This is a genomic window from Cupriavidus sp. UYPR2.512 (assembly GCF_000379565.1).
GTDB lineage: Bacteria > Pseudomonadota > Gammaproteobacteria > Burkholderiales > Burkholderiaceae > Cupriavidus.
In genome coordinates, this window is the sequence record NZ_KB903131.1 from 16,413 (window position 1) to 35,324 (window position 18,912).

General features: G+C 64.1%; 12 protein-coding genes. 3 read left to right on the forward strand and 9 right to left on the reverse strand.

Annotated features, from left to right (window positions below; genetic code table 11):
• Positions 1 to 17: 17 nt before the first annotated feature.
• Together A3A5_RS0123295 and A3A5_RS0123300 are read right to left on the reverse strand one after the other, a co-directional pair.
• The gene (locus tag A3A5_RS0123295; RefSeq protein WP_018312905.1) at positions 18 to 1,175 is read right to left on the reverse strand and encodes a CaiB/BaiF CoA-transferase family protein; all 1,158 of its coding nucleotides are present in this window, start codon (positions 1,173 to 1,175) and stop codon (positions 18 to 20) included.
• A gap of 8 nt (positions 1,176 to 1,183) precedes the next feature.
• Positions 1,184 to 2,131, reverse strand: coding sequence for a hydroxymethylglutaryl-CoA lyase (locus tag A3A5_RS0123300; RefSeq protein ID WP_018312906.1), 948 nt, complete (start codon positions 2,129 to 2,131; stop codon positions 1,184 to 1,186).
• A gap of 220 nt (positions 2,132 to 2,351) precedes the next feature.
• Here A3A5_RS0123300 and A3A5_RS0123305 point away from each other — a divergent pair, with 220 nt between their 5' ends.
• Positions 2,352 to 3,314, forward strand: a complete 963-nt coding sequence (locus tag A3A5_RS0123305; protein WP_018312907.1) for a LysR family transcriptional regulator — start codon at positions 2,352 to 2,354, stop codon at positions 3,312 to 3,314.
• Between the two features lie 184 nt (positions 3,315 to 3,498).
• Positions 3,499 to 4,191, forward strand: a complete 693-nt coding sequence (locus A3A5_RS0123310) for an SDR family NAD(P)-dependent oxidoreductase (protein ID WP_018312908.1) — start codon at positions 3,499 to 3,501, stop codon at positions 4,189 to 4,191.
• Here the strand turns inward: A3A5_RS0123310 and A3A5_RS0123315 are convergent.
• Positions 4,178 to 5,134, reverse strand: a complete 957-nt coding sequence (locus A3A5_RS0123315) for a LysR family transcriptional regulator (RefSeq protein WP_018312909.1) — start codon at positions 5,132 to 5,134, stop codon at positions 4,178 to 4,180. The two genes, A3A5_RS0123310 and A3A5_RS0123315, sit on opposite strands and share 14 nt — an antisense overlap.
• 116 nt (positions 5,135 to 5,250) lie before the next feature.
• Here A3A5_RS0123315 and A3A5_RS0123320 point away from each other — a divergent pair, with 116 nt between their 5' ends.
• Complete coding sequence (locus A3A5_RS0123320) at positions 5,251 to 5,928, forward strand: type 1 glutamine amidotransferase domain-containing protein (protein ID WP_018312910.1); 678 nt, start codon at positions 5,251 to 5,253, stop codon at positions 5,926 to 5,928.
• Positions 5,929 to 5,952: 24 nt separating this feature from the next.
• Here A3A5_RS0123320 and A3A5_RS0123325 read toward each other — a convergent pair whose 3' ends face one another.
• From A3A5_RS0123325 to A3A5_RS0123345, 6 genes are all read right to left on the reverse strand, one after another.
• Positions 5,953 to 9,540: an ImcF-related family protein gene (locus A3A5_RS0123325; RefSeq protein WP_051108573.1), complete on the reverse strand. Its 3,588-nt coding sequence runs from the start codon at positions 9,538 to 9,540 to the stop codon at positions 5,953 to 5,955.
• A complete protein-coding gene (locus tag A3A5_RS0123330; RefSeq protein ID WP_018312912.1) occupies positions 9,521 to 10,804 on the reverse strand; it encodes a hypothetical protein in 1,284 nt (427 codons plus the stop codon). The genes A3A5_RS0123325 and A3A5_RS0123330 overlap by 20 nt, the downstream gene beginning before the upstream one ends.
• A gap of 2 nt (positions 10,805 to 10,806) precedes the next feature.
• Positions 10,807 to 11,067, reverse strand: coding sequence for a PAAR domain-containing protein (locus A3A5_RS42110; RefSeq protein ID WP_081623972.1), 261 nt, complete (start codon positions 11,065 to 11,067; stop codon positions 10,807 to 10,809).
• A gap of 500 nt (positions 11,068 to 11,567) precedes the next feature.
• A complete protein-coding gene (locus A3A5_RS39245; protein ID WP_018312913.1) occupies positions 11,568 to 13,862 on the reverse strand; it encodes a M23 family metallopeptidase in 2,295 nt (764 codons plus the stop codon).
• A gap of 3 nt (positions 13,863 to 13,865) precedes the next feature.
• Positions 13,866 to 16,178: a type VI secretion system Vgr family protein gene (locus tag A3A5_RS0123340; protein WP_018312914.1), complete on the reverse strand. Its 2,313-nt coding sequence runs from the start codon at positions 16,176 to 16,178 to the stop codon at positions 13,866 to 13,868.
• A gap of 176 nt (positions 16,179 to 16,354) precedes the next feature.
• Positions 16,355 to 18,787 carry a penicillin acylase family protein gene (locus tag A3A5_RS0123345; protein ID WP_018312915.1) on the reverse strand — a complete coding sequence of 811 codons (2,433 nt, stop codon included), beginning with the start codon at positions 18,785 to 18,787 and terminating at the stop codon, positions 16,355 to 16,357.
• Between the last annotated feature and the right edge of the window lie 125 nt (positions 18,788 to 18,912).

Below are 18,912 nucleotides of genomic sequence, written 5' to 3' on the forward strand. Positions count from 1 at the left end.
GCACGCTGCGTTGCGGCTCAGCCGGTGCGGCCCGTGCCCAGCTGCGACAGGATTTCTTCGTTGTGCTCGCCAGCCCGGGGCAGCGGCCGGCGCACGCCCGGGCGGCGCCCGCCCATCAGCAGCGGCAGCAGCACCGTGGGCGTGGTCGAGCCGTCGTCGGCCTGCATCGGCACCAATCCGCCGCTGGCGAGCAGGTGCGGATCGTCGAGCAACTGGTCCGGGCGCACGATCGGCGCATAGGGGATGCCGGCGGCTTCGAGTTTGGGCGCGAGTTCTGCGCTGCGGTGGTGGCGCAGGATCGCGCCCAGTTCGTCGAGCAGTTGCGGACGCACTGCCACGCGCGAGGTATTGCTGGCGTACTCAGGCTTGTCGAGAAGCTCCGGATGTCCCAGCACCTGGCACAGCATGACGAACTGCTTGTCACTGACCGCGCCAATGAAGAGCTGCTCGTCGCCGGCCAGCGTGAAGACGTCGTACACGCTCCACGCCGACACGCGCGACGGCATCGGCGGCGGCGCCTCGCCGGTCATCGCAAACTGCTGCATATGCTGCGAGGCCAGGAATACGCAGTTCTCGAACAGCGCGCTCTGGATCTCCTGGCCGCGCCCGGTGCGGTCGCGCTCGCGCAGCGCGGCCAGCACGCCGATGGCGCCGAACATGCCGCCCATAATGTCGTTGACCGAGGTGCCGGCACGCAGCGGCCGCCCGCTTGGCCCGGTCATGTAAGACAGCCCGCCCATCATCTGCACCACTTCGTCCAGCGCCAGCCGGTTCTCGTAGGGGCCGGGCAGGAAGCCCTTGTGCGAAACGTAGATCAGGTGCGGGTAGTCGCGCGACAGCGTGGCGTAGTCCAGCCCCAGCTTCTGCATCAGGCCGGGCCGGAAGTTCTCCAGCAGCACGTCGCTCTGGCCCGCCAGCTCGGCGGCGGCGGCACGCCCTTCCTCGGTGGTGATGTCCAGCACCACGCTCTTCTTGTTGCGGTTGAAGGCGCGGAAGAAGCCGATGCCCAGGCCCGGCAGGTTGCGCGTCTTGTCGCCGCCGGGCGGCTCCACCTTGATCACCTCGGCGCCCAGGTCGGCCAGGATCATGCCGCAGGTGGGGCCCATCACCATATGCGTGAATTCGACCACGCGGATGCCGGCCAGCGGCAGGGAGTTGCTTTTGTCTTGGATCATCTTGTGTCTCAGGCAGCGGCGCCAGCGGACTGGGCCGGGAAGGTCTTGGGCAGGCCGGCGCGCCACAGCGTGCCGTGCAGGGTTTCGTCCTTGAGCCAGCCAGCCACGTCTTCACGCAGCGCGAGCAGGCGGCCGATATCGATGCCGTTGTCGATGCCCATGCTGCCGAGCATGTAGGCCAGGTCTTCGGTCGTGACATTGCCGCTGGCGCCAGGCGCGTGCGGGCAGCCGCCGATGCCGGCCAGGCAGGCGTCAAAGCGGGTCACGCCGGTTTCCAGCGCCGCGTGGACGTTGGCCAGGCCAAGCCCGCGGGTATCGTGGAAATGGCCGCACCAGAAGCGATCGCCGGCTATATCGAGCGCACGCGCAAACAGCTCGCGCACCATGCGCGGGTCGGCATAGCCGACGGTATCGGCCAGGCTGACGCGGTCGGCGCCGGCATCGAGCAGCGCCTGCATCAGGCGCAGCACTTCGTCCGGATCGACATGGCCCTGCAGCGTGCAGCCGAAGGCGGTGCCGACACCGCCTTCGATCAGCGTCTTCGCACCGCTGGCATCGCGCGCGGCACGGATGCGCGCCACTTCGGCCACCACCTCGTCCGGCGTCTTGCGCAGGTTGGCCAGGCTGTGCGCGTGGCTGGCCGACAGCGGCACGATCATCAGGTCAGCGCCGCTGGCCAGCGCATCCTGCGCGCCGCGCAGGTTGGGCACCAGCACCGAGACGAACAAGTCCGCCAGCGTGCGCGCGAATGCGACCAGCTGCGCGGTATCTGCCAGTTGCGGCAGCAGGTGCGCCGGCACGAACGAGCCCACCTGCAGCTCACGCAGGCCGGCTGCATGGGCGCCGCGGATCCAGGCCTCCTTGCTTGCCGTGGGCAGGATGGTGCGGATGCTTTGCAGGCCGTCGCGCAATCCGACTTCGCGGATGACGGCGTGGCGGGGAAAGGGAACAGACATGATTCAGCGGCTTCCGGTTTGCGCCCTGAGGCGGGAGCGATGGAAGAACTTTATGAGTTTCTGCCAAAGAGCTGAAGCGGTGATTTACGCACGATAAAATTCCGAATCGGAATGTCTTCTTGGCGCCGCACAGAAAATTCAAGGAGTTCCCGGATGAATGATTACCGCCACCCAAATAGGCTTACCATTCCATTCCGGAAATTCGCAGTCCCTCACAGCCATGCGAGACCTCGACCTCACCACCCTGCGCCTGTTCGTCGCCGTCTGCGAAACCCGCAATATGGCGCGCGCGGGCGAGCAGGAGCACATCGTGGCATCCGCCATCAGCAAGCGGCTCGCGCAACTGGAAGAGACCGTAGGCGCGACCCTGCTGGAGCGGCGCCGCCGCGGCGTGATCCCGACGCCCGCGGGCGAGATGGTGCTGGCGCATGCGCGCGCCATGCTGGCGGCGGCGGACCGGGTCGCGCGCGACATGGCCGACTACGGCGCGGGCATCCGCGGGCAGGTACGGCTGCTGGCCACGGTGTCCTCAATGGCGGAATCGCTGCCGGACGATATCGCCGCCTTCCTGCAGCAGCCGGCCAACCGCGACGTGCGCGTGACCATCGAGGAAAGCCTGAGCAGCGACGTGGTGCGCGCGCTGCGCGAGGGCTCGGCGCCGCTGGGGATCTGCTGGGACGCGGCCGACCTGGAAGGCTTCCAGACCCGGCCCTACCGCACCGATCACCTGGCGGCGGTGGTGCATGCTTCGCATCCGCTGGCGCAGGCCGCCGACTGCCGCTTCGAGGACACGCTGGATTACGACCATATCGGCATGCCCGCCCAGACCGCGGTGCAGACCATGCTGACGCGCTATGCGGCCATCCTCGGGCGCGGCATCGCCTACCGCGCGGTGGTCTCGACTTTCGACGCTGCGCTGCGCTGTGTGCGTGCCAACCTGGGCATCACCATCATCCCGGCTGAGATCGCCGCGCCGATCGCGCCCACCTTCAGCCTGCGCGTGATCCCGCTGCGCAACGACTGGGCGCGGCGGCGCTTTGCGATCTGCTTCCGCGACCTGGAACTGCTGTCGCCGGCGGCGCGGCTGTTGGTGGGGTTCCTTGAGCAGACCGCGGCAGCGGAAGCGGCGGCCGCCCCCGCGGACACCGCGCCAGCGCGCAAGCCACGGCGCAATCGGCAATGACGCCGGCCCGCCGCGCAACTTCCTGTGCCGTTCAAGGGTTAGCCCGAGGCAATTTCGCAAGCAAATGTTGGGGGGCGGTGCGTAGACTGGCTTGCGTTTTTCGCCCCGGCCCACGAGGTAAAAGCCGGCCCCGGGCGATGGCTGACCCCGACCATGTGCGCCACGACGGCGCAGGAGCACGCAAATGAACTTCAACGGCAAGAACGTATTGATCACCGGCGCACGCGGCAACCTGGGCCGCGCCGTGGCGCAGGCCTTTGCGCAGGCAGGCGCGCGCGTGGTGCTGCTGGACCGGCATGTGGCGCCGCTGCCCGAAGCGGGCACCGGCCACCTGGCCCTGCAGGCGGACCTGCTCGATGCCGGTCAGCTCGGCGAGGCCGTCACGCAGGCCATCCAGGCATGCGGACGCATCGACGTGGTGTGCAACCTGGCCGGCGGCTTTTCAATGGGCCCGAACGTGCATGAAACCAGCGCCGATACCTGGAACCACCTGTTCGACATGAATGTGGGTACCGTGCTGAACATGGCGCGCGCGGTGGTGCCGCACATGCTTGCCGCGGGCGGCGGCGCCATCGTCAACGTGGGCGCCAACTCGGCCGCGCGCGGACTGGCGCAGATGAGCGCTTATTGCGCCTCGAAGGACGCGCTGGCGCGCGTGACCGAATCGATGTCGGCAGAGCTGCGCGACCAGGGCATCCGCATCAACGCGGTGCTGCCCAGCGTGCTGGATACGCCCGAGAACCACCAGGCCATGCCTGACGCCGATGCCACGCGCTGGGTCAGCCTGGATGCGCTGGCCGACGTGATCCTGTTCCTGGCCTCGGATGCGGCACGCGCCGTGCAGGGCGCGCTGGTTCCGGTGGTCAACCGCGCCTGACGCGGGGCTTGCGCGCGGCCGGTCCGGCCGCGCTGATGGCGCTGGCCACCTCCTGGATCTGCTGGCGCAACCAGCGCCGCAGCCGGTCGGCATCGGTGCGCGCGTGCCAGATCTGCATCATGTCGACCTGGGGCAGCGTGAAGGGAACCGGTAGCAGCACCAGGTCAGAGTCGCGCGCCACGGCCTCTTCCGCGACCGAGCGCAGGCAGGTCAGCAGCAGTTCCGTGCCGCGCACCAGCCGGCTCGGGGCAAGGAAGCTCGACAAACCCGCCACCACTGTGCGCTTGTGCCCCTGCCGGGCCAGCGCGCGGTCGACCACACCGTTGAGGTCGCCGGTCAGCGTGGTCAGCAGGTGTTCGCACGCCAGGAAGGCGTCGAGATCCAGGCCATCGGCAATCCGTGGATTGGCGCGCGAAGCCAGCACCACGAAGTCCTCGCTGCATAGCCGCTGCTGGTGGAAGGTGTCGGGCAGGTTCTCATAGAAGCCCGCGATCGCCAGGTCGCAGGTGCCCTTCTCCAGTTCCTCGCGCGGCAGCTCGCCGCGCGTGTTGTGCGTGACCAGCACCACGCCCGGCGCCTGGCTGCGCAGCCGCGGCAGCAGGGCGGGCAGCAGCAACTGCTCCATGTAGTCGGTGGTATAGATATGCAGGTGCTCGCTGCGCGCCAGGTAATCGTGGCCGGCACAGGCGTCATAGAACGCGTCGAGGTCCCCGACCAGCCGCTGCACCTGCGGCGCCAGCGCATGCGCACGCGGCGTTGGCGTCAGTCCGCGCGGCGCGCGCACGAACAACGGATCGCCCAGCTCATCGCGCAGGCGGTTGAGCTTGTGGCTCAGCGCCGGCTGGCTCAGCGCCATGCGCGCGGCCGCGCGCGAGGCATTGCCTTCCTGGTACAGCACGTGAAACACGTACAGCAGGTTGAGGTCCTTGCTGCCGATATTCATTTTTTGGATAGCAGAGATCGAATAATAGAAGTTTTCGAATCATAGTCCGCTGCCTAGGATGTTGCCAGTGCCGCGGCATTTCAGCCCGGCTGCCTGTGAACCAATGGAGCGGAACAATGAAAATCCTGATGGTGCTGACCTCCCACGACAAGCTGGGCAATACCGGCCACAAGACCGGCTTCTGGCTGGAGGAGTTCGCCGCGCCCTACTACGTCTTCAGGGACGCTGGCGCCGACATCACGCTGGCCTCGCCCAAGGGCGGCCAGCCGCCGATCGACCCGAAAAGCGACGACCCCGGCGCCCAGACCGACGCCACCCGGCGCTTCCAGGGTGACCCGGCCGCCAAGGCCGCACTCGCCAGCACGCTGACCCTGGATCAGGTGAAGGCGGAAGACTTTGACGCCGTCTTCTATCCGGGCGGCCACGGCCCGCTGTGGGACCTGGCCGAAGACCAGCGCTCGGTCGCCCTGATCGAGCAGTTCGACCGCGCCGGCAAGCCGGTGGGAGCGGTATGCCACGCCCCCGCAGTGTTCCGCCATACCAAGGGCGCGGACGGGAAACCGCTGGTCAGCGGCAAGGAAGTGACCGGCTTCACCAACAGCGAGGAAGACGCGGTGCAGCTGACCACGGTGGTGCCGTTCCTGGTGGAGGACATGCTCAAGGCCAATGGCGGGCGCTTTACGCGTGGCGAGGACTGGGCCAGTCATGTCGTGGTGGCAGGCCGGCTGGTGACGGGGCAGAATCCCGCGTCGTCCGATGCGGCGGCGGCGGCTTTGTTGAAGATGTTGAAGTAAGGCTTTCCCGATGGCGCGCCGCCCCTACCTGCGCTGGGGCGGGGCGGCAGGCACCGGGGCTTGCGGCTCGCGGGCGGCAAAAATCCGGCCAGGCAACACAAAGCCCCGCAGCGCGAGCATCTCCAACGGCCCCTGGCCGATCTCTGTGCGCATCTGGTAGCGGATGGGATAGATCATGTCCCCTGCAGCCGCCAGCTTCGCGGCGCGTGCCGTCAGGCTGTCCGGGTCCGTTTCGCCCGGGTCGGCTATCGGCGCCAACGTGTCCGGGACGGCCTGCCAGGTCAGTTGATAGGTCGCACTGCTCAGCGGCTCGATGTGCGCGCGCTCCAGCATCCGCACCAGTCCCCAGCGGCCACCGAACTCATAGCTCTTGTTGAGCCCGGCTTTCTCGGTCCGCCATTGCAGGTGCGTCCCCAGGTCTTGCGGGCTATTGCCCGGCCAGGTCATCGCCTGCCAGATCTCGCGCTGGTTGTAGTAGTGCAGCTTCTGTCCGTCGACAGTCAGGAGCGTATCAGTCAGGCCCGGAGTCGGAACCGGCTGGAACTCGAAGCGGTACCCGGGCTGTCCTTGCGCCAGCAGATGCGCGGCGATGCGCTGCAGGGTGTTGACCGCCCTCAGGAAGGCGGGATCGAAAGCCATTGCCTGACCACTGGTGGCGGCTGGCACCCATTGGTCCCCACGCAATTCCAGCACGCCGGCCAGTTGTGTGCCAAGGAACGCGCCAATCAGCCCGCTCTGCGGCCGCAGGAAGCGCGCCAGCTCGGGCAGCGAGGCATCCTCAGTGCTGTCCGCGAACGGATAGCGTCCGGCGAATGCCCGGCCCCACGTCATCGCGATGCTTTGCCGCCACGAGTCGTTCAGGCTCGCTTGCGCGGGCTGCAGCACGGTCTGCGTCGCTTGCGCAATCGGGCGCACGAACAGCGTCTCGCCCATGCCCGCCCACTGGCTGCCAAGGCTGGCGGCCATCAACTGCGCGTAGGCTTGCGTGTCAGCCAACTCCGAGCCTTTTCCCTGGAATAGCGCCTGCGCCATCTGGCGAGACTGTGCATCGGCATCGGCGCTGTTGCTGACCTGCTGCAAGCGCAGGCGCAGTGCCGTCGCCCGGTCAAGGAAACGTTGCAAGCTCATGTCACCGTTGGCGCCGGGATTGGCGGATTGGCCCTGCCCCATCAGGCGCAGTACCGGTGCGAAGGCAGTGCCAAGCGGCCCCGCCGGATCCGGCTTGATCGCACCGGGTTCGGCCGGTTTGCCCAGCAGGTTCTGCGCCTTCTCGACCAAGGTATCGGAAAGCGATTCCTTGCGGGCCCCGGCGCCGCCCTGGTATTCCAATGCCTTCATCAATGCCATAACCGGCGACTGGCGCGCGTCCGCCATCAGCTTGAGCTGGTCGATCGCGGTCGGCAGCGTCGGCGCGGGCTCCCATTGCAGGCTGTTCATAAAACCCTGCCAGCGGTCCGCGTAGTCGGAGAAATACTGTTCGGTCAACGCAGCTTGCAGGGTCTGTGCAGTGCGATGTATTGCCGCATTTGCCTGCACCTTGTCATCCGCCAGCACCCAGTCGCTGGCAATTTCGCTGCGTGTGGCAGCCGTCTCGATCGCGGGGGCGACATAGCCCTCGTAAGCTTGACGCGTGAACACTGCGGGGACGATGGCGGCGCTGCGCAGCAGCCCTCGTGGATCCGTGCCCGCGGTCAGCGATGCCAGGCTTTGATCGGGATACTTGCTGCCGCCAAGCTCTCCGAACGCGGTGAGGATGCCCTGGTAGATGGTCTCCTCGGCGTTGCGTTGCCCGATGACCGCCAGCAGAGTCTGGCGCGCGCCAGCTACCAGTTCAGGGCGGGGCTGGATATGCCAGCCCGGGTTGGCCTTCAGGTGATTGGCATAGAAGTTGAGCAAGCGTCCGGCAAGGTCCTGACGCTCGCCTGGGGTGATCCGCGCGTCTGTGGACCAGTGCTGCGCCAGTTGCGGGGCCAGGAACGCTGCATCGGCGCGCTCGGGATATGCCAGCATCAGGTAAGTCTTAAGTCCCTGATGGCCCTCCAGTGCCCAACGGCTGGTCTGCTCGTCCAGCGAATCGGTCCGCATCTGCGCAAGGTCCGTCAGCGACGCCTCCAGCGCTTCCTGGACCGGTGTGACCAGCAACTGGCGGCTGGCCTGTGCGTATGGCTTCCACAGGACGGCCAGCACCTCCGGATCGCGATTCAACCCGAAGCGGGTCAGCAACGGCGCGTAATGCTGCGTTCGGTATTCGAAGCGCTCGATCTGTTGCTGCAGCGCAAGCAGTGCCTTCAGGCGAGCGGCAGGAGTGGAGGCCGTCTGCATGTCCTGAATCGTCTGCCGCGCCGTGCGCAGGTCTTGGGTATTGCGCAAACCGGAAGCCAGCATGCCAGCGCTCCAAAAAGCGACCGATACCAGCGCAACCAAGGTGAGGACCGTAAGCGGATGTATTCCGATTCTGCGCGCGCGATAGTTTGCGGCACGCTCGCCAATCTCTCGCCAGGTCGCTAATAGCGTAACCAGTTGCATGCCGGCCGCCTCCGGCCCGTGGATTGCGGCGGCCAGGCTGGCCACTTCGGCCGAAGCATCCGCTGCGGGCACGGGTACCGGCATCGAAGGCGCGGCGAACACCGGAGCAAACATGACGCCGGCCATCGGCGCACGCCGCCAGGCTGACGCATGCCACGCCGCCCACCGATTCACGATGCCAGCCCGGTGCTCCCCGATGTAGGCTGAAATTCTCGCGATGAATGGTGACTTTCTAGGTTCAGCACACCATTGCACGCCAAGCACAGCGGTGCGAGCCTCCAGCGATACCAATAAGTCATCCATGGCGTTGGCTGCTGCGCCACGGGTCCGATGACTTGCCTCATCGAGGAATGCGCCGATGGCCGTGAATTCCCCCCGGTGCGCGCCCTGCAGCGTCACGGGGTGGACGAAGATCACCGGCGCGGCCCAGCCTAATTCACCCTGGGTCGCGGCCAGGGCACGCAGCGCCTGCGTGTGCGCCGCACCCGCATTGTTTCCCGATACCACTTGCACCATGGCATCGACCGGACAACGGTAGCGCAACTTCCGCACTTGTCGGAGCCATGTGGCCGCCTCGCTGCCGGCGGGCGAGGCATGGACGAGAACGGCTTCCTCCGAGCGCCACACGCCGGCCTGCTTCAGGCCAGGGGCGACTTCATCAATCGATGCATCGTCGCCGCACAACATCAGCCACGGCATGCGCGAACGCCAGCGCCAGCCCAAGGAGCTGCGCAGATCATGGCGTAGTTCTTCCAGCCGGGTGTCGCGCCGAGGCCTTCTGCCCCAAGGAGAGCGCGCGTCACCCGCCTCGCGGGCGAAAAGCCGCGCCGTGGCCCGATCGGCACCGAGCAGAACCGAGACCAAGTACACGAGAATGGCAAAGATAACCACAAGGGGAATCCACAGCAGCACAGACATCCTGGCATCGCGCGAAATCAGCCCGAAGCTCTCGCCATGGAACCAAACAACGAGGGCCGCCAACGCTCCCGTTCCCGCCAGGACCAGGGGACCACCCCACAGGGATATGGCGCCGGGAGTCTTCGAGTTCGCCGTCTCGGCCTTCAGATCAGTACTTGGATTCGTCATGCGGTGGTGTCAGGACGTGAAGGACCGCTGCCTGCGCGCGGTCAAGGATGAGATGCGAGCCGGTCTCGCGGGATTCGATGGCGGCCGCAACGGAAAGCCAGGGATCGACCGCGCCGACATTGCCGACGATGCGATCCACGCGGCATTGGGCCTCCCACTCGTTGAGTTGCGGCAGGGAGGCTGCCTTCATCGCGGCAGAAAGCGCTATGTCTTGCTGGCTTCCCAGGCCGGTGATCCATGCCCGCTGCAACGCCGCGGGTTCGGTTTTCCCCCATCGGATCGCGTTGGCGACAAGATCGCCCGATGCGCCGGCTGCGTCGGCAAGGGGCCGATGGAGTAGCCCGACCACCTTCACCGGCTCGGGCAACTGAAAGCAGCCGGGATTGAGCAACACGGCAACACACCCCTCCCCACTGTTGGCCGGAGGATTGGCATCGTGCCATTCAGCGGCAATCACCAGTAGCGGCCGCCATTCACGCAGATCGAGCCATGCATCGGCAACCATCAGTGCATCGGACGCCGGTACTGTCTGGCATTCGAGGTGCGGAAATCCAATGCGGCCCAGCGCTTCCTGCACTTGGGCCAGACGAATCGTCGCCATCTCGGCCTCGGCCAATACGCGCACCGCCGGGGCGTGGCCAGGCCCATATTGGGACAACACTTGCAGGTGCTGCGCGAGCGGAACCAGCGCATCGACCATCTTCAGCACAATGGTGGAAACCGTCTCGAACGTTTGCTGCACAGGCTCGTCCGGATGGTCCCCGGCCGGTGATTCACCTTCCAATAGACGGGCGCACAGCGAATCCTCATCGAACCGGCTATGCGCGATCAGTGCTGCACGAGTGCGCGGTGCGCGCTGATCGACCAGAGGCTTTGCCGCACGCAACGCGCTGGAAAGATCCTTGTGCCCTTGAAGGGGCAGGCAATAGCTGGCCCCCAGTACCTGCAATGGGCGCTGCGCTTCTCGCACGCGCGCGTCGATCCATTTCTGCCTGTGGACATTCCAATGATTGGCGCGATGCCATTGCACTTCGTATCCGACGCGCGCGATGCCTAGCAGGATCAGAAAGACGCCATTCGGTATGCCAGCAATGCGCCACCAAAACAGGGTCCCACGTGCCGGTACCCCTACGGGCCACAGCAGCAAGGCGATAGCCGCGCCGACGACGACGCACAAGGCCCAGATGACGAGCCACGACAAGAAGCGGCGAACGTCTGCCGGGTACGGACTCGCCTCACCACCCGGGGACAAATCGATGGGCATGTTCAAGCGATATGGACATTCAGGAGCGACGAAATCAGCCGGCAGCCACACGTGCAACGGTAGTGGTGCATGGCTACGGGCCGTCCGTCCTGGTCGCGAAAGCCGTCATGACCCTCTGCAATCGTCGTCGCGCCGTGGCGGGCGCAATGCGCTGCATCCCCCTTGCGCGCGAGCGGGCGGTTCATGAATGTCATGGTCGGCGAGGCGGTTGTGACTTGGCCGCCGTTTTCGAGTCTGTCGCCGAGGCGAATGGGAGATTCCACGTCTATTGCGGTTTTTATTAATTCCTATTTACTTAGGCACTTCTGCGTCGAGAAGCCAACCCTATACGTGGGGGCGAACATTTTGGATGTCTTGTGAGTCAGATCCAATACATCAATCCCAAATTTATTTTCTACAGAAACAAAATTCTGATCGGAGCTGAACGCGGCATCATATACTCCACCACCATAAATTTGCCTCATAATGACAAAAGGCCGTCGTCTTACACTAATAATTGAGAGACGGGTGACCTGGGGACCTTTGGAATTTACATTTCTTGGCGATCCGAACACGATTAATATCGAGTTATCCAGGCTAAACACCCCACCCGAGAGATTATGATCTATTCGTTTCGATGCGAATCGCCGGAAACCGTGATTTATTAACAATACCCCATTACCATCCATTTTGGCCGCGTACAACCCATCACACGACTGAATGGAAGGCGCAGCTAACGCAAAGCCAAAATAAAGAAATAGAATTGCAATAACGAAAAATCCCCTCATTTTGAGTCTCCCAGTATCGCATATGCCTTTTTTGTTTCATCCCATCGCAAAGATGGGCTTTTCACGTCATACGGGTTCACGATCTTTGATACGGCGAGCGAAACGAACTCTCTAACGCCCGCATCAGCCGCCTTCGCCACGTGTCGATATGCGCAGTAGAAACCGGCGGTGTCGACACATGTGAACGGGTCATTGCCAGCGACCTCTGGATGATCCATTGCAGGGCCAGATTTTTTCTTTTTAAACCACGCATGATCATAGGATTTTGCATCCAACCACCCCCGAAATACCCTGTACTGAGAATAGTTATATCTTCCCGTGAGTTGCTTTAATCCCCTTCCTCTAAATTTAACGCCATCTCCGGGATCAGTGTTGCCAAGTTGAGATATACCATCGTATTTTATAAAATACGCAACATCAGATGGTGCTGCGGGTGGAGACTGCAGATATCCATTCGTTTCTGGCGCTATGGACACATGATTAGATTTAACCGCCTTGGCAATCGCCACAGAACTTTCACGCACAACCATCATATAGAATGATTCTATTGCACACTGCCCGAAAAAATGCGAGGCTCTAACCTGAGTATTTAGCGCATACTTTCGCAAGACGAGATTTATTGAATACCTATAACATTCCTTATATTCGATCCCACGCTTCCCAACCGATATATAGTTTTTCTCATCATAGATTCTCTTAAAATCATTTTGACTCAACCACCCGCACTTCCTGAAATGACGGATAAAAGCTAGCGGGTGGAAGAACCAAAATTTCTTGCCGCCGCCGAGCGAGGTCTTCTCTAGAAACTGAAACCGCTTCAGGAACCTGATGAAGTCGTCATACCCATTCGGATCAAGTTCCTTGCGCTTCCCGAAGAACCCATCCGGATCCTTCAGCCTCTTGTAGCGCGCCTCGTTGCCGCTCGCATCCCACTCGCTTGGCGCTTGGCAAACGAAGCCCCTGAACTTCTCCCGCACCTCTCGATGGTGTGCTATGTAAGCGGCCAGCTTGGCTTCCTGTTCATGGGCGGGGCGCACTCTTTCGGCAGAGGTCTCGGCATCCTCAACCACAGCAACGATTTTTCTCAACGCGTCGTAATCGCAGATGCCATCCTGGCTGAATGGCGTGTTGCCTTCTTCGATCTTCTGCCAGCCCATAAAGAACGGGAAGTCCGCGTCGGACAGCTTCTGGATTGCCGGCTGGCTGATGTCGATATAGCCCTGCTTGCCTGCCTCGAAGGTCGCGGCCACCCAGGTCTGCTGGGCAGCTGCCGGCAGTGTGGGGTGGTCGTTCAGTATCCGGCCGAAGCGGAGCAGTTCGTAGCCATCGCTTGGGCATTGCGGGTAGAGCGCGGTGGCTCGCTCGTACATCTTGTATTCGTAGTCGGCGTAGGTGTCCGGTACAGGCGCGGGAGTCAGGGGCATAAGAGTTCCGGCCATTTCAACCCAGGAGCGCGTGTAGCGTTGCCCCTTGTGGAAATAGGCTTCAACGTACAGCTTGCTGCCGGTGTCCAGCGTGCCCGACTGTAGTGGTGGGAAATACGCTGCCGCCGTGCCTACCGCATTGGGTGGCTTGCTGACGAATACCTGCCCACCAGGGATCACAAAGTAGCTATGGCCCCAGTAGTCCTTCGATGCTGGCGTAGTGGGATTCCTGCTTCCAAGTTCCACGACATGGCCCGACTGCTCGAACCACGCCCTGAAGTCACCCTCGGTCATGAAGATCTCGAAGTGCAGGTGCGGTTGGCCGTGGCACGCACCGGCGTAGCCCAACATGTCCTTGCGATAGACCTTCAGGTTCTTGGGCACCTGCACGCCATCGATGGAATTGGACAACCATTCCGGCAGGACGGTGGATGATCCTGTCTCGGGCGGATTGTTTGGCAACGGGCCCACGGCATTTCGAATGCCGTCAAGGTCCCGCAAGTGCATGTACAGCGAATAGAAGGTGATGGTCCGGCCTTCCCCCGTGTCAGTGGCATGCCTGAGCAGCACAAAGCCGGTGTTCGAGTTCAGGCTGTCGCTGCCGTCGCTATTCTTCTTCCCATCACAAATGGGCCTCTGGCTGACACGATAGGCAACGACTTCACCATCGGCAATCGCGCGCACGGGTTCGTTTTGAAACGAGGGTGCGAGATGCGCACCACGATGCCAGCGCCGGTCAAATGCAATCGGGTAGACACCATGATGACCAAGTTCGTACTGGTCAACGAGATCCATCATCGGATCGGTCTTGGCCCGATCCGTGGATTGCAGGACTTCGGCCGGCAGGAAGGGAGGGCTGATGATCATGATTCAGTGGGACGACGGATACTGGTCGCTGACTTGCAGGCAGGTCTTCGGCAGGTTCGGCAATGCATGGCTTTGCCCTTCCGGACCTTCGAATGTGAAAGAGGCGGCTTTTACCTTGAACGCTCCAGCACAATGGAATGTGGCGCTATGGTTGTCGAAAACCAGGTGGGCCCCGCTGCTGCCTATCACGACCTTCTTGGCCGCGTTGATGACCACCTCTTCGCCAGCGCTTGCGATATGCACCTGCTTGTCCGCGAACAAATCGAGCGCCCCGTTCTGCGCCTGGATTTCCACCTTGCCTTTCGCTGCGAACACCTTGACGCCCAGCCTCGAGGCGAACAGCGACAACGCGTCACCGGCGGCGATGGCAACCTTTTCGAGCGCGCTGACGTGGAAGCCAGCCTTCGTGGCGACATTGACGTCCCGTCCCGCGGCGACCGAGATGCGGTCTGGGGTGGCAAGGGCAATGCCATGGGGTGCGGTGAGCATCATGACGGCCTGCTTCAGCTCATTCACGCTGCTGCGCAGCCATGCGTTCTCGGCCTTCAGGTCAGCGATTTCGGCCTTGGACTGTGTGGCCGCATTCGCCAGCGCCTGCGCCTGGGAGAGGACGGCGCGCATCTCTTGCATGGCCACATCCATGTCGAGCTGCTGCCCGTTGGCTCGCTGCTGCGTCCATGCGGTAAGCAGCAAGCCTCGGCCCGCCCGAAGGGCACCCTGCGCATCGGTGCGCAGCTCGAAGCCTTCGCCGCGCGGCACGCGCTTGCCGTTGACAATGTGGCCCAGGGTCAGCTGGCTCTTGCCCGAATGCTCGGTGGACAGCTTGACGTGCTCCTGGCCCTCCCAGTCTTCCAGCTCGACCTTGTTGTCGCTCTGCGTGCGGATCACGTTGCGCGACAGCCAGCGGTCCTGATTGGTGATCAGGTCTCCGTGCTGGCTGTTGTGCTGGACATGGGCGATGTACGGCTTGTTCGGATTGCCGTCCCGGAATGACACCTCCACGTAGGTGCCGTCGATCAGCGGGAAGTGGAACCCAGTCTGCAGCGCTCCCGCGAACGGCTTGGCGAGCGCCAGCGGCACGCTCTCGCCGCCGTTCGGCCATTCATCGAAGTCCAGGTCGAAGCGGACGACGTAACGACCCTCCTGCGTCAGGTACGCATACTTGTACTGCCCCGGCGACGTGATGCGCGCACTCAGGGTGCCGTGGATGCGTGGCCATTTTTCCTCTTCCAGCGGCAGTCGGTAGCGCCGGTCTGAGGGAATTGCCTTGTAGCTATTGCGGTAAGCCTGATCGCGCCCGCCGCTGTGGCTGACCTCGATGACGACCTGGCCGTTGGGGGCATCCGAAAGGGCTTCGTCCATGCGCAGGACACGCGCGGGGCGCAACTCCAGGACGTTGCTCTCGCCCTCAAGGAGGCATTGACTGGCCAATGCCGCCTCATGGCGCAACTGCGCCTCCCATTTCGCGCTGGCCTCGTCCAGATGGTGTGTGCCGAAGACATAAGGCTGGCCATAGGTTGTGCTGTCCTTGCGGGCGACGTTCGCCTCCTGCTTGAGGCGCTCCCATGCCAGATCCGGGTTGTAGTCCGCGACGCAGAAGGATTGCGGCACCGTTTTCGCATGAACGCGGATGTCGAATACGGCTTCGATGCCGGCCTCCAGGCCGGCAGTCTCGCGATATGGCATGCGTAGTTCAGGCTGGTAGACGTAGTGATCGATGTCGTCGCCGAATACGATCATCTCGCCAAACTTGCCGGGGATGAAATAGCAGTACAGGCCCTCCTGCCTCATCAGCAGCCCGACATAGTCCCAATCTGTCATCTGATACTGAAGGCGGAACTTGTGCTCCGGGTAGCGCCGGCGCGTCCTGAAGGCAAATTGATGGCCCTCGAGACCATGCTGACGCAGGATCGCCTCGATGATCTGCGGAGCGGTCTTGTGCTGGTAGATGCGGCTTGCGTGGGTCAGTTCGAGCCGTGCCACGAGGGGCCGAAGCACGATTTCGTAGCCGATGAAATCGCGGCTGCGCCGGATGAGCGAAAATTCTGAAATCCAGCCAGCGAATTGGCGCGGCGCACTGCCGTCGCCTGCGTCAATCACAAAGGTGCCGTTCCGGTTGAGGTATTCGGCGCGATCCACCGCCAGCGGGTGGGTCAGCTGGACGGTTACGCGATAGGGCTCACCCAGCCGCTCGACCGCCTTGAATGACACTACCGATAGCCCCGGCGCGCTGGCCGCACCAGGGACGATCAGATGATATGCCTGACGCCCAGGCACTCTGGCGCCGTATCCGTTGAATTCGTCAATTGCGTCCATGTCTTCGCCGTTGTAGCCAACGGCCGATCATAGAAGTGGCCTTGGCGAAGACTCAATCGGACAATGCTGAAATTGGGGTCGAAGAAATGCAACGGCCCTCTCCCGCTCGCGGAAGAGGGCCATTTTCACAAGGCGCATTAGCCTATATCAAATACGGGCGTACGACAGCACCACCCTCACTGCGGCACCAACTCCAACCGCTCCCGACTAGCCTTCTCCACCGCCTTGCGCGTATACACCAGCGGGAAATACTCCCCCTTCGCCCACAACGGCGCCAGGTCCCGGTAATGCGGGCTGGCCGGATTCCCTGACTGTCCCGGCGTGTTGACCACGCGCGAGGCATCCCAGTTGCCCACATCCAGCACCATGCGGAAGGACGCGCCGGCGGTCAGGCGGAAGTCGGTATTGCGGTAGCTGGTGTTCATCGGCGTGAAGGCCGAGCCGCCGATCGGGCCGGCGTTGACGTTGAACTGATCGCGTTCCGCGTCGCTCAGGATCGGGTCCATCGGATGCGTGAACACGGCGGTATGGAGCTTGCCCCATTGCCATGCGCGCGGATCGGGGCCGAGCTTGGCTTCGAGTTCCGCCATGGCGGCTTTCAGCGATTCCAGCATCACCGCATTGCGCCGCTCCGCCGGCATCCGCGGCCCGGGCTGCTCCCGCACCGCCAGCACGCGCGCGGCATCGCCTGCGCCCACCAGCCGCGCGGCTTCTGGCGGCAGCGCGGCGCGCACCACGGCCTGGCGCAGGTGCTTGCTGAACCAGACCTCGAACAGTGCCGCGGCGGCGCTGTCCGCGCGCTCGTTGCCGTCCCAGTTGCGCAGCAGGTCCAGGCCGCGGGCCAGTTGCGGGTCGTCGCTGCGCACATCCTTCAGCATCGCGACCGCGCGCTGCGCCGGTAGCGACACAGTGTCGTTCTGCCACGCCATCGAGTCCTGCACCGAGCTGCGCGTATTGGCTCCCACCAGAGCCTTGAGCCGGCGCGCGCGCGAGCTGTCGCTCCATTCGTAGCCTACGCCAAGTTTCGCGGCGGGGTGCTCGGGCGGGATGTTGTTCTCGTTGGCGGTGACGATATAGCCAGGCGCGGGGTTGAAGGCCCACGGCAGCTCGTCCATGTTGCGGTAGCCGGCCCACTCGTAGCGGCCAGCGCCCGCCACCGGCGTGAGGCCGTCCCAGTTGGGCCGCTTGACGGTCAGCCCGCCCGGGATCCAGCCGATGTTGCCGCTGGTGTCGGCATAGACCTGGTTTTCGCCGGGCGCGCCCCAGCGGTTCATGGCGGCGCGGAACTGGTCCCAATCGCGCGCGCGCATATAGTCCATCGAGCCGAAGTACGGCGCCATGCCGTAGTCGAGCCACGCGGCGCGCAGCGCCCACGCCTGCGCGCGGCCGGCATCGGCGACCAGCACCGGGCCGTGGCGGGTGAAGTCGATAGTGACCTTGCGCGGCGTGGACTCGCCCTTGACCACGATCTCTTCGGTGATGGTCTCCATCGGCTCCCAGCGGCCCTTGTATTTGTACTCATGCGGGTTGGCCGGATTGAGCTCGTAGCCGTACAGGTCTTCCTGGTCCATGTAGAAGCGCGTCAGGCCGAAGGCGATGGTGCCGTTGTGCCCGATCGAGATGCCGGGCAGGAACGGCTCGCCCGCGCCGATCACCGACATCCCTGGCGCGTTCAGGTGGCTGATATAGCGCAGGCTGGGCGCGCCGTGCGAGCGGTGCGGGTCGTTGGCCAGGATCGGGCGGCCGGTGGTGGTGCGCTTGCCGCCGATGACCCAGTTGTTCGACCCGAGGCTGCGGCCGGTGTCGCTGTTGGGGTCCACCAGTGCGTAGAGCTGGTCGAGCGGGATACTGCCGGCCTGTGCCGCGGCCCACGCCTCCTTCGGGAAGCGCGCGGCGGCGGTGGCCAGTTCATAGGCGCGGCGCAGTTCCGCTGCGGGCACGGTGCAGGGGTCGACGCCGGGGTTGAGCCTGGGCTCGATCTGCGGATCGAGTTCGCGGCGCAGCCAGTCGGCACGCGGGGCGTCCTGCCTGGCCTGGCAATAGAGCTGGGCGCGTTCGACTTCGCCGGTGAAGTTGAGCGTCAAGCCGTGGTGGCGGATGCGCACGATGTCTTCGGCCTGCCAGCGCGCAGGCTTGTAGTTGAGCTTGCGGAATTCCGGCGGCAGCAGCTCGGGCTTCTGCTCGGTCAGCGCCACATAGGCGTTCACCCCGGCCACGAAGGCCTCGGCCACGCGCTTGGCGTCGGAGCCATAGGCCAGCCATTCGCGGTACATGTCGCCGCGGAACAGCACCGCGCGCGCCATGCGGTCGCCATCGGCATAGGCCGGGCCGAAGTCCCTGGCCATCTCGCCGAGTCCGCGCTTGCGCCACAGGTCGATCTGCCACAGGCGGTCGCGCGCGGCCATGAAGCCCTGCACAAAGAAGGCGTCGTAGAGCGTGCCGGCATAGATATGCGGCACGCCCCAGCGGTCGACCAGCACGCTGGCGGGCTTTTCCAGGCCGGGCACGGCAAGCACGTTGTTGCGGGCGGGAGCTTCGGCCATGGCGGCCGGGATGGTGGTGGCGAGCAGGGCCAGCGCAGCGGCCAGGCGGCGGGGGGTGCGTAACATCAGGTCTCCTCGGTGTTGTGATTGGCTGCAGATGTCTTGCAGTTCACACCGAAGATAGTGCATCCCCGGCCGGCGCGCGAGCCGCGCGGCCGATCTCCGCACGGCGCGTGCCGCTGCGGGTTCGC

Coding starts and splice junctions, on each gene's coding strand:
- A3A5_RS0123315 (WP_018312909.1), bottom strand. CDS start 5,134: ATGAATATCGGCAGCAAGGACCTCAACCTGCTGTACGTGTTTCACGTG.
- A3A5_RS0123340 (WP_018312914.1), bottom strand. CDS start 16,178: ATGGACGCAATTGACGAATTCAACGGATACGGCGCCAGAGTGCCTGGG.
- A3A5_RS0123325 (WP_051108573.1), bottom strand. CDS start 9,540: ATGACGAATCCAAGTACTGATCTGAAGGCCGAGACGGCGAACTCGAAG.
- A3A5_RS0123310 (WP_018312908.1), top strand. CDS start 3,499: ATGAACTTCAACGGCAAGAACGTATTGATCACCGGCGCACGCGGCAAC.
- A3A5_RS0123305 (WP_018312907.1), top strand. CDS start 2,352: ATGCGAGACCTCGACCTCACCACCCTGCGCCTGTTCGTCGCCGTCTGC.
- A3A5_RS0123330 (WP_018312912.1), bottom strand. CDS start 10,804: ATGCCCATCGATTTGTCCCCGGGTGGTGAGGCGAGTCCGTACCCGGCA.
- A3A5_RS0123345 (WP_018312915.1), bottom strand. CDS start 18,787: ATGTTACGCACCCCCCGCCGCCTGGCCGCTGCGCTGGCCCTGCTCGCC.
- A3A5_RS39245 (WP_018312913.1), bottom strand. CDS start 13,862: ATGATCATCAGCCCTCCCTTCCTGCCGGCCGAAGTCCTGCAATCCACG.
- A3A5_RS0123320 (WP_018312910.1), top strand. CDS start 5,251: ATGAAAATCCTGATGGTGCTGACCTCCCACGACAAGCTGGGCAATACC.
- A3A5_RS0123300 (WP_018312906.1), bottom strand. CDS start 2,131: ATGTCTGTTCCCTTTCCCCGCCACGCCGTCATCCGCGAAGTCGGATTG.
- A3A5_RS0123295 (WP_018312905.1), bottom strand. CDS start 1,175: ATGATCCAAGACAAAAGCAACTCCCTGCCGCTGGCCGGCATCCGCGTG.